Below are 14,583 nucleotides of genomic sequence, written 5' to 3'. Positions count from 1 at the left end.
GAACCACGTGAACCCTGTCCTTGAGCACCCGCGCGCGGCTAGGCTCGGAGCCCTCCGCAACCACCCTGGGAAGGGGAGGCATGAAGCCGTCCCGGCCGTTGTACGAGCGCGAACCGGAACTCGCCGCCGCCGCAGAGGCGGTGGACGCCCTGTGCGGCGGGCAGGCAGCCGGAGGGCTGCTGGTCTTCAGCGGGGAAGCCGGCATCGGGAAGACCGCGCTGCTCGGTGAGATCCAGGCGATGGCCGCCGACCGTTGCACCGTGTGGTCCGCACGCGGCGGGGAGACGGTCACCTCGGTGCCGTTCCACGTCGTACGCCAGCTGCTCCAGCCCGCGTTGGACCGGTTCCCCGCCGACGAGATCCGCGCCCTGTTCGGCGACTGGTTCGAGATCGCCGCACCGGCTCTGGGCCTCGCCGATCCCAGCGGTCCGCAGCCCGATCCGCAAGGTGTCAGGGACGGTCTCGACCACGTCGTGTCCCGGCTCGCCTCGCGGCTCAGCCACCGGCCCCTCCTCCTCATAGTGGACGACGCGCACTGGGCGGACGGCGAGTCCCTCGCCTGGCTCTCCGGCTTCACCGCGCGACTGTCCGAACTACGCGTGCTGGTCGTCCAGGCTCACCGCCCCCAGGAGCTCGCCGACCGTGACGCGGACTGGGCCGTCGCCCGTACCGGGGAGACCAGTTCCGCCGCGGCCCACCCGGCGCTGATCCGGGTGGCGTTGCGCGCGCTCACCCCCGAGGCCACGGCCGACCTGGTGCGCGCCGGGCTGGGCGACCACGCGGACGACCCGTTCTGCCGCGAGGTCTGGGCGGTGACGGGAGGCAACCCGTACGAGGCGGTAGAGCTCGTCGCCAAGGCACAGGACCGCGAACTGGCACCCGTCGAGGAATCCGCCGGGCTCCTCCGCGAGCTCGGCGCCTCGGCCCGGGGCAGCGGACTCGTCGCCCGCCTCGAACGGCTGGGAACCAACGCCAACCGCTTCGCCTGGGCGGCCGCCGTGCTCGGCACGGAGATCTCCCAGGAGCTCGCCGCGACACTCGCCGGAATGAGCTCGGCGGAGGCCGCCGACTGCACGGCACGCCTGCGGGACGCCCGTATCGTCAGCGGCTTCGACCCGCTGGAATTCGTCCACCCGCTCATCGCCACCGCCGTCTACCGCTCCATCCCGCCGGCCACCCGCACCGCCATGCACGGGCGGGCGGCCTGGGCCATCACCCAGGCGGGGCTCGGGGCCGCCGCCGCCTCCCGCCACCTGCTCGAAGTCCACCCGGACGACGACCAGGAGCTGGTCACCCAGCTCCGCGAGGCGGCACGGCAGCACCTCGCGGTCGGCGCCCCGGAAGCGGCCCGGCGCTGTCTCGAACGCGCCCTGGACGAACCGCCGCGCCCCGACGACCGCGCGGCCCTGCTGTACGAACTGGGCTGCGCCACGCTGCTCTTCTCGCCGGCCACGACGGTGCAGCACCTGCGCGCCGCGCTCGATACACCCGGCCTCGACGAGACGCTCCGGATCGACGCCACCTTCCGCCTCGCCTCCGCCCTGTCCCACAACAACCAGCTCAAGGACGCGGCGCTCTCACTGGCCGCGGAGGCCTCCCGGACCGCTCCCGGCCCCGGCCTGATGCGGCTCCAGGCCGCGCACTTCCTGTGGGAGGGCATGCAGGCCGCCGAGGACGACGGCCCCGGACGGTCGGCCCGGCTCGCCCGTAACGCCGACCACCTCAAGGGCCGCGACAACGCCGAGCGCGCCCTGCTCACCCTTCGGGCCTTCGACGCCATGCTCCGTGGGGAGAACGCCCAAGTCGTCGTGGACTTCTGCGAACGCGCACTCGTCGACGGCCGGCCGGCCCGCGGGCTCGGCTGGACCGACACCGAATGGGGCTTCGAACTCCCCACGATGGTCGGCATCACCTACGCCTTCACCGACCGGACGGACCGCGCCGAGGAACTCTTCAGCGAGGCCGTGCGCGCCTTCGAGATCTCCGGGTGGAGCGGCGCGCACCTCGCGTTCGCACACACCCTCCTCGGCCTCGTGCACCGCAGGCGCGGCCGTCTCGCCGAGGCCGAGGGCTTCCTGCGCGAAGGCCTCCGCCTCGCCGACCGGGCCGGACGCGGACTGCCCGTCCACTGGGACGCCGCCTGCCTTCTCGTCGACACGCTGCTCGCCCGAGGCCGGACGGCCGAGGCCCGGCTGGTCGCCGACCGGTACGACTTCGGCCCGCCGTACCCCACCGCGATGGTCCTGCCGGACGCCCCGTGCGTACGCGGACGCCTGCTGCTGGCCGAAGGCCGTACGGAGGAGGCCGTGGCCGAGCTGGAAGCGGCGGGCGCGGCGCTGGAGCCACGGGGCCGGTTCAACGGAGTCTGGGCTCCCTGGGCGGGCGACCTGGCCCGCGCCCTGGCGGACACCGACCCGGTCCGGGCCGCCCAGCTCGCCACCCGTGCCCGCGTCCACGCGGAACGCTTCGGCACGGACACGGCGATCGGTGAGGCGCTGCGCTGTGTGGCCCTCTTCGCGCCCGAAGAGGAGGCGAAGCAGCTGCTCGCCGAGTCCGTACGTCACCTCGAGGCGTCCTCGTCCGCCTACGAGCACGCGCTGGCCCGCTTCGAGTACGGCATCGCGATCCACTCCGAGCGGGAGGTCGCCCGGGCCCAGAAGATCGCCACGGCCTGCGGCGCGGAAGGACTCGCGGCCCGCGCCCAGCAGGTACGCGCGTCGATCCGGCCCTCGGAGTGAGGTAATGTTTGTCCTGCGCGGCCACCCGGGAACACCGGGGGGAATCGCATCGGGACGTGGCGCAGCTTGGTAGCGCACTTGACTGGGGGTCAAGGGGTCGCAGGTTCAAATCCTGTCGTCCCGACTGGAGACAGTCGCAGCTCATGGCCGGTTTCGGAGAAATCCGAAGCCGGCTTTCGGGCGTTCCCCGATCCCCGGGACCCGTTGGGATCAGCTTCTCGCCCGATGTCACCGGGAGCACGAGGAGCAACCGCGGCGGAGTGCTGAGCCCGCCGCCGTGACGCCGCGCGCGTCAGGGCGGGGCGGCACCGGGCGGCGGTCGGTGACCCGTGACCGGCGGGGTCCCGCGCAGGTGGCATCCGGGTCGCGGAGGCGCTCGCGGTGGAGGGGGTCACGCCCTGAATGTCCCTCGTCGCTTTGTCCGGCCGCGTCTCACTGCTCCCGGATGGTTCCCCGTCCAGGCAGCAAACGGGCACGTGCGCACCCGATACGGGCCTTTGGCGGACGCACACGGGTGGGGCTTGTGTGACATCCTGTTGACTCAGTTCGATCAGTGTCGGCGCGTGTTCGAACCGTTCGGCACCCAAGATTTCGTACGGACCCAAGAGTTCAGGTGGAGATGCGGCCCGGAGAGCGGCGAGAAGGCGGGCAGGGAGCTCTGCCCGCCGTACCGGACGCCGTCGATTCTGGTGCTGACCAGCAGTCAGTCGCCGTCGAGGCGAACGAGGTTGCCGACCCGCCCGAGATACCCGAGGCCGTGAGGGCAGCGGCCCGTCAGGCGCCGGGCCACTGGGTCGGGGTGGTGGATCCGGAGTGGGCCGAGGAGCGGACACCGCCGGAGTGGGCGGTGCTGGGCGAGTGGCAGTCGGACGACGAGGGGGGCGTGGGGGAGTACCGCGCCAACCCCGGCTACCGCCCTTCGGCGCGGATGCTCGGCTGGCCGGAGCCCACCGACCCGGTGGACGCCGCCGCCCAGCGAGCCGCCACCGGCTACGGCTCGGTGGACGCGGCGCTCGACGCGCTCGCGGTGGCGGACGTCACCGTGGTGCGCGGGCCCGACGGCGGGCCGCTCATGGCCGCCGGGCGGAACGGGGCACCTGTGGTGCTGGTGTTCACCTCGCCGGCACACGAGTTCATGTCCGCGGCACTTCACCATGACACGCTGCAGGCCGCGGAACTGGCCCGTTCACTCAGCGGTCCCGGCACCCTGCTGATGGTCAACGCCGCTGCCGCGGCACCCTTGCTCGTCCCGGCGGACAGCCTGTTCGGCCCCGGCCGTGGGACGGACGACGAGAAGACCGCTGCCGAGGACATGCCCGCAACCCTTTCCGGCGCCGTGCTCCGCACCGGTGCTCCGGCCCCGGACCCCTCCGCGGACCGGGCCGACAGCCCATCCGAACCCTGGCCCCACACCACAGGGAGAACCCCGTGACGCGTTCGGCTCAGCAACCCCCCGTTTCCCCGCGGGCTCGCGCGGAGTCCGGTTCCGAGAGCGAGGAGGCGGCCGCGGCCGCCCTCGCCGAGTCCGCACCGGAGGCGAAGCCCGCCCCGTCCGAGCCCGGGGCCACGTCCGAGCCCGGGGCCGGGACCAAGCACGAGCCCGAGCCCGGGACCAAGCCCGGGGCGGCACGGGCGGAGACCGCGGCAGCGGCCGGTACGGCGGTGGGGAAGCCGCAGTCCGGTGCACCCGCCGGCGAGGCCGCTGAGGAGCCGGGGACGGGCGCGACCACCGAGCCGGAGACCGGGTCCGAGACCGGCTCCTCCTCCGGCGCGCGGTCCGAGACCGACCCCGACCACGACTCCGGTGCCACCGCCGTCGCCGAGAGCCGGCTGCCCGCGCTCGTGCGCACCATGACCGCGACCGCGATCGGCCGCCCGCAGGAGACCGGGCCGGTCGGACGGCCGGGCAAGGCCGTGCTGGCAGGTGCCGCGATAGCGGGCGTGCTGCTCGTGTCGGTGCCCTTCCTGGTCCTCGCGACGGACGACGACAAGGACCCCGACAAGCCCGCGGCGGCGGCCGGAACGGTACTCACCGGCAGCGGACAGGAGACACCGGGCGAGTTCGCCGTGACCCCGACCGAGTCCGATGCCCCGGGTGATGCCACGAAGGGGCCCGCGACGTCCGAGAAGCCCCCGAAGGCGGCGCGGCATGCACCCGAGCCGGCTCGGGCGCCGGAGAAGGCCGGGGAAGCACAGAAGAAGGACGAGGCCGAGAAGCCGGCCGCCCCGAAGAAGCAGAGCACCGGGAGCAAGTCCGGCAGCGCCAGGAGCAAGCCGGCTGCCGCAGCTCCGGCCGTCACCCTGAGTGCCCCCGTCTCCTTCCGCAGCCATCTCTCGGGGCGCTGCATCGACGTACCGGGCCACGACTTCAGCGACGGCAAGGCGCTGCACATGTGGGACTGCAACAACGCCGCGGCCCAGAAATGGCAGTTCGCGTCCGACGGCACCATCCGCATCCAGGGCCTGTGCCTGGACGTGGCCAACGCCAACTTCAGTGACGGCACCGTCATCCAGATCGCCCGGTGCAGCGGCAACATCGCCCAGAAGTTCGCTCTGAACGGCGCCCACGACCTGGTCAACACCGCCGTCGGCATGTGTGTCGACATCGCGGGCGCCAACCGGGAGAACCGGGCAGCCCTGCAACTGCTGAAATGCTCGGGCAACCCCGCCCAGAAGTGGAGTACCTGACCACTGCCCTCGACACCGGGAGCACCGCTCCCGGAACCCGCGTGTCCCGGGGCGAGGCATGATGGCACCGTCGGCTCCCCGACACGCGTCCCCGGCGAACAGGGGGACGCCAGCTGAAGACGTCGCCGTAGCAAGGAGGTTGGTGCGTGTCGCGCCAGGTACTGTCGGTCGGCCCCGATAGCCGGGACCGCTACCGGACGATCGGTGAGGCACTTGCTGCTGCCCGTACCGGTGCGCTCATCAGCGTCCGGCCCGGGACGTACGCGGAGAACCTCGTGATCCACACCAGGGTCACCCTCACCGCGGCCGAGGGACGGGGCACCGTCGAGATCCGGCCCCGGTCGGGCAGCGTGGTCACGCTGCGCGCCGACGCCGTGATGCTCTCCGAGCTGACCCTGCGCGGCGGCGACGCCGAGCTGCCCGCCGTGGACGTACGGCGAGGTCAGGCCGCACTCGACGGCTGCGAGGTCGTCGGCGCCGCCTGGACGGCGATGCTGGCCGGCGGGACGGGCTCCCTCGCGCTGCGCGACTGCCGGGTGAGCAACCCGCAGGGCGCCGGCATCGTGGTGACGTCGAACGCGCCCACCACCGTGGAGTCCTGCACGTTCGAGCACCTGGGCACCAGTGGTCTCGTACTCGCCGAGCAGGGCGAGGCACGCGTCCGTGACTGCACGGTGCGCGGCGCCCGCGGAAACGGACTGCTCGCCAACGGCGAGTCCCGCGGGAGCGTCGAGGACTGCGACATCTCCTCCACCGACAAGCCCTCCATCGCGCTGGAGGAGAACTGCGCCGTCACGGTGGCCCGCACCGTGGTGCACGACACCAGCACCGGTGTGTACCTGAGCAGCTCCGGCCGTACGACGCTGGAGGACGTCCGTGTCACCGGCGCCTCCGGGAACGGGATCACGCTGGCCGCAGGCACCGACCCGGTGCTCCGCCGCTGCCGTGTCTCGCGCACCCGAGGCCACGGCGTGGTGGTCACCGACCGGGCGCGCGGCACGTTCGAGGACTGCTGGGTGGACGGTGCGCAGGGCGCGGCGGTGCGGGTCGCGGGCGCCGCGTCCCCGGCGCTGACCGGTCTGACGGTCCGCGACTGCGACGGGGCGGGGCTGCTCCTCGAGGAGGACTCCGCGCCGGAGCTGGACCGGCTCGAGGTGATCGGCGGTTCCCCCGCGGTCGCGGTGCTCAGCGGCGCCAACCCGCTGCTGCGCCGGGCCCGGCTGGTGGAGCCCTCGGGCGACGGCATCGCGGCCGGCAGGGAGGCCCGGGGCCGTGCCGAGGACTGCGAGATCGTCCGGCCGAAGGGCGCGGGTGTCCGCGTGGCCTCCGGCAGTACCTTCTACCTGGCGGGCGGCGGAGTCTCGGACACTGCGACCAGCGGCCTCGTCGTGGAGGACGGGGGCAACGTCACCGTCCGCGACTTCCGTGTCGAGATGTCCGGCGAGGAGGGCGTGGTGGTCGCCGCGGGCGGCGAGCTGACCGCCAACCGCACCGCTGTGCACGCCTCCAAGGGGCACGGCTTCCTGCTCCGTGAGGGCGCGCTCGCCTCGCTGAGCGGCTGCGAGGCCACCGGATGCGCCCAGGACGGATTCCGGGTGGAGTCCACCGCACCGGTCTCGCTCGTCAACTGCCTCGCCCGGGAGAACGAGGGCGGCGGCCTGGTGCAGACCGCGCCCGGCGAGCGGCTGGCAGTGGACGCCCTGAACAGCGTGGGCAACGGCAAGCGGGACGCCTGGGGCACCGGCAGCGCCGAGAACACCGACCCGGCGGGCTCCGGTGCCGCGGACGCACCTCCGCCGGACCGCGCGGACGGCCCGCTCGGCGCCCTCAACGCGCTGATCGGCCTGGAGAACGTCAAGCAGCAGGTGGGCACCCTGGTCAACCTGACCCAGCTCGCCCAGCGCCGCGAACAACTCGGCATGTCCGCACCGCCGATGAGCAGACACCTGATCTTCGCCGGGCCGCCCGGCACCGGCAAGACCACCGTCGCCCGCCTCTACGGGGCGATCCTGGCCGAGCTGGGTTCGCTGCGCAGCGGGCACCTGGTGGAGGTGTCACGGGCCGACCTGGTCGCACAGATCGTCGGAGGCACCGCGATCAAGACCACCGAGACCTTCCAACGGGCACTCGGAGGCGTGCTGTTCATCGACGAGGCGTACACGCTCACCGCGGACAGCGGCAGCGGCGGCGCCGACTTCGGCCGCGAGGCGGTGGACACCCTGCTGAAGCTGATGGAGGACCACCGCGACGACGTGGTGGTGGTCGCGGCCGGCTACTCCCGTCAGATGGACTCCTTCCTCGGCTCCAACCCGGGCCTGGCCTCCCGTTTCTCACGGACCGTCGAGTTCGAGAACTACTCGGTGCCCGACCTGGTCGCGATCATGGAGAGCATGTGCGCCCAGCACCAGTACGAGCTGGGTGAGGGCACCGCGGCCGCGCTCGCCACGCACTTCGCCGCGATGCCGAGGGACGAGGGCTTCGGCAACGGCCGTGCCGCACGTGGGGTGTTCGAGGAGATGGTCGACCGGCAGGCGGTCCGGCTGTCGACACAGGCCCAGGTCGGCGAGCGCGATCTGCGCCTGCTGCTGCCGGAGGACGTCTCCGTCACCGCCGCCGCGAAGGCCGGTGAGTCCGCCGCACCGGACGACGACCCCCTGACCCGCCTCGGCGACATGATCGGCCTGGCCGAGGTGAAGCGCGAGGTCGCGGACCTCGTCAACCTCATCACCACGGCCCGCCACCGGGCCGCGGCCGGACTGCCGGTCCCCTCGCTCAGCAACCACCTCGTCTTCACGGGCCCGCCCGGTACCGGCAAGACCACCGTCGCGCGCCTCTACGGAGAGGTCCTGACCCAGCTGGGGATACTCGACCGGGGCCAGCTGGTCGAGGCTGCCCGCGCCGACCTGGTCGGCCGCTACATCGGCCACACCGCCCAGCTCACCCGCGAGGTCTTCGAACGGGCCCGTGGCGGTGTGCTGTTCATCGACGAGGCCTACACCCTGACCCCGCGCGGCGGCGGCGCCGACTTCGGCCAGGAGGCGGTGGACACCCTGCTGAAGCTGATGGAGGACCACCGTGACGAGGTGGTCGTCATCGTCGCCGGCTACACCGACGAGATGGAACGCTTCCTCTCCTCCAACCCGGGGCTGGCGTCCCGCTTCCCGCGCCGGATCGCCTTCGCCGACTACTCCTCCGAGGAGCTGGTCACCATCGTGCGCGCCCAGGCTTCGGCGATGGGGTACGAGTGCGGCCCCGGCACCGGACCGCTGCTCAAGGAGTACTTCGACTCGCTGCCCAGGGACCGTTCCTTCGGCAACGCCCGGCTGGCCCGCCAGGTGGTCGAGTCCATGGTCACCCGCCAGGCGGGACGGCTCAGTTCGCTGGCCGCGCCGACTCTGGACGACCTGCGCATCCTCCGGCCGGAGGACGTCCCGGCCGCCGCGCCGAAGGTGGCTCCCCGGTGAGGACACCCGCCCGCGGGACCGCCCGCCTGCTGTCGGGCGCCGGCCTCGCCGCCGCCCTGCTGCTGCCCGCCGCCGTACCGGCCCTGGCGGCGCCCCCCGCACGCGTACCCACGGCGGACGGGGAGAAGGGCCAGGAACTGCCCGCCATGCCCTCCGCGCTCGATCCGAAGGCCGACCTGGCAGCCTGCACGCCGGCCTCCCAGGAGGAGGCGGAGAAGCAGGACTGGTCGCGCCAGCGCCTCGACCTGGACCGGCTGCACGGGCACAGCACCGGTGAGGGGACGACCGTCGCGCTGATCGACACCGGTGTGTCCCCCGACGCCGCCGGGCTCAAGGGCCGCGTCACGGCCGAGGGCACCGCAGGTGACGACTGCGTCGGGCACGGCACGTTCCTGGCCGGGCTGATCGCCGGGAACGGCGGCGGCAACCCGCGTCTGGCCGGCGTCGCCCCGAACGCGAGGATCCTCGCCCTGCGCGGCACCGACGAGCGCGGTCAGGCGAGCCCTCCGCTGGTGGCGGAGGCGGTGAGGGAGGCGACCGAGGCCCGGGCCGACGTGATCGCCGTCGCTGTGGCACTGCCCCGCCGCGACGCGGCACTCACCCGCGCGGTGGCCGAGGCCCGCCGGGCGGGGGTGGTGGTCGTGGCGGCGGCGACCCCGGACCCGCCCCGGAGCGGTAGCGACGAGGTCCCGTCCCGCACCTACTGGCCGGCGGGTGAACCCGGCGTCCTCTCGGTCGCCGACATGCTCCCCGCCGGTGTCCGCCCCGACGGCTCCCCGCCCACCGACGGCGTCGACCTGGTCGCCCCCGGCGCAGGGGTGGTCTCCGGCGGTCCGCGCGGAGACGGCCACTACCTCGGCGCCGGCGCCTCGGTGGCCACCGCCTACGCCGCCGGAGCAGTCGCCGTGGTCCGTGCCGCCTATCCCGGCGAGGCGCCCGACGACGTCGTCCGACGGCTGACCGCCACCGCCTACCCCGCCGACATCCCCCAGCTGGACCCTTATGCCGCCGTCACCACGGTGCTCGGTGCTCCCGGTCCGCCTCCCGGTGCCGAGCAGGCCGCGAAGCCCGTGACCGTCCGCGACACGGCCACCGCCGACCGCGCCACCAGCCGTGCCACCCTTCTCGTCCTCCTCGGCTCCTCCGCCGTCCTCGCCGTCCTGTGGGCAGGATTCGCCGTCACCCGGGCCCGTGCCCGGGGCTGGCGCCCGGCGGCAGCGGGCGGCACGCGAACGGAACGGGCCGGCTGACCCGCCGGGTACCGAACGACACGACGCCCTCCCGGGCTCTTCCGGGAGGGCGTCGTCGGCTTCCGTCGGTCCTACTGCCCCTGGTTCTCCTCGACCAGCGCCGTCTGCATCAGGCGCGGCTTGCGGCGGGCGATGTGCAGGGCCCGGCCGGGGGGAAGGTTGAGCGGCTTCGCGTTGCCGAAGAGACGGCCTTCCGTGGGCGGGCAGGAGAGCAGGACAGCGGGGTTGTTCGCCTCGTCGAGGCGGCGGAGGAGCCCGTCGCTGAGCCCCCGGCCGGCTCCCATCGCGCTACGGGCGACGACCAGGTGCAGACCCATCTCGAAGCCGAGGGTAAGACTCTCGAAGAGCGGCTCGAGGGGGCTCTGGAAGGAGTTCCCGGAGACCATGTCGTAGTCGTCGATCAGGATGAACAGACGGGGCCCGGTCCACCAGTCGCACCGGCGCATGCGGGCGGGAGCGATGTCCGCACCGGGCACCCGGGTCTTCAGTGCGCGCGCCGCACCGTCGATGGTGTCCTTGAGGTTGTCCAGGGAGATCACGTGCCCGATGCGGTACTCCTCCGGGATGGCGTCCACCAGGGTCCGGCGGTAGTCCACCGCGATGATCTTCGCCTCGTTCGGGGCGTAGCGGGCGGTGATGCCCTTGGTGACGAGGCGCAGCAGGTTGGTCTTGCCGCTCTCCGTGTCGCCGACCGCGATCAGGTGCGGCGTACGGCTGAAGTCGTGCCAGACCGGCTCCAGGGACTCCTGGTCGATGCCGAGCGGGAGACGCATGCCGCCGCCCTCGGTGGCCTCGGGCGCGGGCAGTTCGGCGACCGGGAGGCGGTGCGGCAGCATCCGTACCTGCGGGGCGGGAGCGCCGGACCAGTGCCGGGAGACCTCGGCCACCAGGTGGGCGACGCCCTCACCGAGGTCGTCGAGGGAGCCACTGCCGTCCAGACGGGGCAGACCGGCGAGGAAGTGCATCTTGGTGTCGGCGGTGATGCCCCGGCCGCCGGTGCGCGGGACGGAGCGGGCTTTGCGGGTGTCGATCTCGGAGTCCATCGGGTCGCCCATCCGCAGTTCGAGGCGGGTGGCGGCCTGGTCGCGGACCTGGGCGGAGAGCTCCACCCAGCGGGTGGTGGTGATGAGGAGGTGGATGCCGTAGTTGAGGCCGCGTGCGGCGAGCTCGTTGAACTTCGGGATCAGGTCGTCGTAGTCCTGGCGGACCGTCGACCAGCCGTCGACCACCATGAACACGTCGCCGAAGGGTTCGTCGGGGAACTCCCCGGCGGCCCGCCGACGGCGGTAGGACTGCATGGAGTCGAGGGTGTGGTCCACGAAGAACTGCTCGCGCCGGGCGAGCAGCGTCATCACCTCGGCGACGGCCCGGTGTACCCGCTCCGGGTTGAGCCGCGCGGCGACGCCGCCGACGTGCGGGAGCGCGGCGAGCTGGGAGAGGCCGCCTCCGCCGAAGTCCAGGCAGTAGAACTGGATCTCGGCGGGGGTGTGGGTGAGGGCGAGGGCGGTGATCAGGGTGCGGGTGAGGGTGGACTTCCCGCTCTGCGAACCACCCGCGACGGCGATGTGTCCGCCGGCACCGGAGAGGTCCACGACCAGCGGGTCGCGACGCTGCTCGAACGGCTTGTCCACGAGGCCGACCGGGACCCGGAGCCTGCCGGTGCCGGACCAGCCGGCGGCGCTGAGGCCGCGCTCGGGGTCGGGGGCGATGCCGGGCAGCAGGGCGTCCAGCGGGGAGGGCTCGTCGAGCGGCGGCAGCCACACCTGGTGCGCGGCGAGACCGGAGTCGCGCAGCCGGTCGAGAGCCACGTCGAGGAGGGCCTCCTCGTCACCGCTCTCCTCGGTCTCCGGCTCCGGTTCGGCCGCTGGTTCCACGACCCGCGGCACCACCCAGCCGCTCGTCCACGGCACCACCTGACTGGCCACCCGGGCCTGCACCACCGCGCCCGTACGGCGCCGGTACGTCCCTGAGGAGTAGGCGGCACGGAACCGGGTCAGGGCCTCCACCCCGGACTTCAGGTAGCCGCTGCCGGGCTGGGCCGGCAGCTCGTAGGCGTCCGGTACGCCCAGTACGCCGCGGCTCTCCATGGCGGAGAAGGTGCGCAGGCCGATGCGGTACGAGAGATGACTCTCCAGCTGGTGCATGCGGCCCTCGTCCAGGCGCTGCGAGGCGAGCAGCAGGTGCACCCCGAGGGAACGGCCCAGGCGGCCGATCATCACGAACAGATCCATGAACTCCCGGTGTGCCGAAAGCAGTTCACTGAACTCGTCGACCACCACGAACAGGCTGGGCAGCGGGGCGAGGTCCGCCCCGGCGGCACGGGCCCGCTCGTACTCCAGCGCGGAGGTGTAGTTGCCGGCGGAGCGCAGCAGCTCCTGGCGGCGGATCAGCTCGCCGTGCAGGGCGTCCTGCATGCGCTCCACCAGGGCGACCTCGTTCGCCAGGTTGGTGATGACGGCGGAGGTGTGCGGGAGTTCCTCCAGACCGAGGAAGGTGGCACCGCCCTTGAAGTCGACCAGGATGAAGTTGAGGGTCTCGGAGGAGTTCGTCAGGGCGAGACCGAGGACGAGGGTGCGCAGCAGTTCGCTCTTGCCGGAGCCGGTGGCGCCGATGAGCATGCCGTGCGGGCCCATGCCGCCCTGCGCGGACTCCTTGATGTCGAGTTCGACCGGGCGGCCGTCCACACCGACCGCGATCGGCACCCGCAGGCGTGCGGAGCCGGTGTTCCGGGCGAAGAGGGTCTTCGGGTCGTGACGGTGCAGGTCGGGGATACCGAGCAGCGTGGTCAGCTCGACGTCCGAGTCCAGCGGCTGGGCGATGTCGGTGCCCAGACTCATCCGCCGGGACGTCAGCAGCCTGGCCAGGGACTCCGCGCCGAGCGGTCCCAGCCGGTCCGGCCGGCCGAGCGGCACGGAGCGCTCCTTGCGGCTGCGGTCCGTGCGCACCAGGCTCACCTGGTCGGCGCCTGCGGTCAGCCGCAGGGTGTTGCGGCCGGGGCGCCAGCGCAGCGCCCCGGAGACGTCGAGGGCCAGGGCGTTGCGGTAGCCGTGTCCCTCCCAGCGGTGCCCTTCGGGAACGGTGACGCCGTCCAGGACCACGACCGTGTAGGGCTCGTCCCGGCCTGGCCGGGCGTCCGGGTCGAAGTCCGGGCGCTCGGCGAACTCGGCGCCGAGCAGGTCGTCCAGCTCGGTGATGTCGGCGGTGATCCGGCGCACCTGGCCGGCGCCGTCCTCCTCGTGCGGGTCCAGCACGTGCGGAAGCCACTTGGCCCACTCCCAGTCGGGCCGGCGCTCGTCGCTGACGCAGATGGCGAGCCACAGCTCCTCCGGTGCGTGGAACACCGCGAGTTGCCCGAGCACGGCGCGGACCAGGGCCCGTACCGCGTCGGGGCCTTCGTTCCCCTCGGGGGACGGGGCGCCCGGCCCGGCCGATCCGCCGTCCGGAGCCTCCTCGGGCCGCAGCAGGATCCGGGCCGAGGAACGCAGATAGAGTCCGAGAGGCTGCTCGGGGATGGTCGAGTAGGCGCGGATGAAGCGGCGCAGGGCGTGCGCGCAGAGGGGTTCGAGGTCCTCCACCGGGCGGGTGGACACCGGCTCCAGGGTGAGGGCGAGCTGCTGTTCACCGACCGCGAGACGGACCTCACCGAAGTCCTCGTCGGCCGGGCGGCGTTCCCAGAGGCGGGACGTGCGTGCCAGCGAGCGGAGCGAGCGGGGCTCGGGGTGGCGCCAGGCGAGTGCCCGCTGCTGCTCCGCGATGGTGGTCCTGACCCGCTTGCGGGTCTGTGCCAGATAGCGGAGGTAGTCGCGGCGTTCGCCCTTCAGGCGTTGCTTGCGCTCGCTGGAGCGGCGCATCAGCTGCCCCAGCAGCATCGCACCGGCGGAGAGCGCCATCACTCCCATCGCCAGATACATGAAGACGCCGTTGCCGCCACCGGGCCGCAGGAACATCAGCATCATGGACACCGACATCAGCGCCATCGGCAAATAGGTCCATATCGCCGAGGTGTCCGGCACGGTCTCGGCGAGGACCGGGGGCTCCTGGAGCGTCAATTGCCCTTCGGGCATCTCCGGTCCGCGACGGCGGGCCGGACGGCGGAACAGCACCACACTCAAGGAACAGAACCTCCGGTTTCACGGCTTTCCGGCCCGTACCGAATACCGGTGCGCCCGGTAGTGGGAAAGACCGCACCGCGCTGATTCTCCGGGCACCGCGTGCAGCGGTGAACGCCGGGTGAATGTTTCGGGCGGACAGCAGGGGAGGAGCAACTCCCTCGATGGCCAATTGCATACCGGATAGTGAGTCCGGTCCGCAATACGACCCGGTGGTCGTAGGCAGTAGTCTGCATTCACGGAACACGAACTGTCCACGCGGGGACGGTCGTCGCGATGCGCGCCGCCGCAATTCCCCCGCCGGGCAGGCGTTCCCGGCCGTGCGGGCCTTCCG

6 protein-coding genes and 1 tRNA gene are annotated in these 14,583 nt (G+C 72.9%); 6 read left to right on the top strand and 1 reads right to left on the bottom strand.

Going from position 1 to position 14,583, the window contains the following annotated elements; translation table 11 throughout:
• The first annotated feature begins 80 nt into the window (after positions 1-80).
• The 6 genes from ACFUNE_RS25065 (at position 81) to ACFUNE_RS25040 (ending at position 10,140) form a co-directional block, all read left to right on the top strand.
• Positions 81-2,738: an ATP-binding protein gene (locus ACFUNE_RS25065; RefSeq protein ID WP_383572225.1), complete on the top strand. Its 2,658-nt coding sequence runs from the start codon at positions 81-83 to the stop codon at positions 2,736-2,738.
• Between the two features lie 50 nt (positions 2,739-2,788).
• Positions 2,789-2,862, top strand: a tRNA-Pro gene (locus ACFUNE_RS25060).
• A gap of 489 nt (positions 2,863-3,351) precedes the next feature.
• Positions 3,352-4,170, top strand: a complete 819-nt coding sequence (locus ACFUNE_RS25055; protein ID WP_383572222.1) for a type VII secretion system-associated protein — start codon at positions 3,352-3,354, stop codon at positions 4,168-4,170.
• A complete protein-coding gene (locus ACFUNE_RS25050; protein WP_383572219.1) occupies positions 4,167-5,426 on the top strand; it encodes a ricin-type beta-trefoil lectin domain protein in 1,260 nt (419 codons plus the stop codon). Before ACFUNE_RS25055 ends, ACFUNE_RS25050 begins: the two co-directional genes overlap by 4 nt.
• 146 nt (positions 5,427-5,572) lie before the next feature.
• Complete coding sequence (locus ACFUNE_RS25045; RefSeq protein WP_383572216.1) at positions 5,573-8,890, top strand: right-handed parallel beta-helix repeat-containing protein; 3,318 nt, start codon at positions 5,573-5,575, stop codon at positions 8,888-8,890.
• Complete coding sequence (locus ACFUNE_RS25040) at positions 8,887-10,140, top strand: S8 family serine peptidase (protein WP_383572213.1); 1,254 nt, start codon at positions 8,887-8,889, stop codon at positions 10,138-10,140. Before ACFUNE_RS25045 ends, ACFUNE_RS25040 begins: the two co-directional genes overlap by 4 nt.
• Positions 10,141-10,211: 71 nt before the next feature.
• On the opposite strand, the gene eccCa is transcribed toward ACFUNE_RS25040, so the two are convergent.
• A complete protein-coding gene (gene eccCa / locus ACFUNE_RS25035) occupies positions 10,212-14,252 on the bottom strand; it encodes a type VII secretion protein EccCa (protein ID WP_383572210.1) in 4,041 nt (1,346 codons plus the stop codon).
• Between the last annotated feature and the right edge of the window lie 331 nt (positions 14,253-14,583).

This window comes from Streptomyces sp. NPDC057287 (assembly GCF_042667905.1).
Taxonomy (GTDB): Bacteria; Actinomycetota; Actinomycetes; order Streptomycetales; family Streptomycetaceae; genus Streptomyces.
The sequence above is the reverse complement of the archived record's forward strand: the minus strand, read 5'-3'. Positions and strand labels throughout refer to the sequence as shown.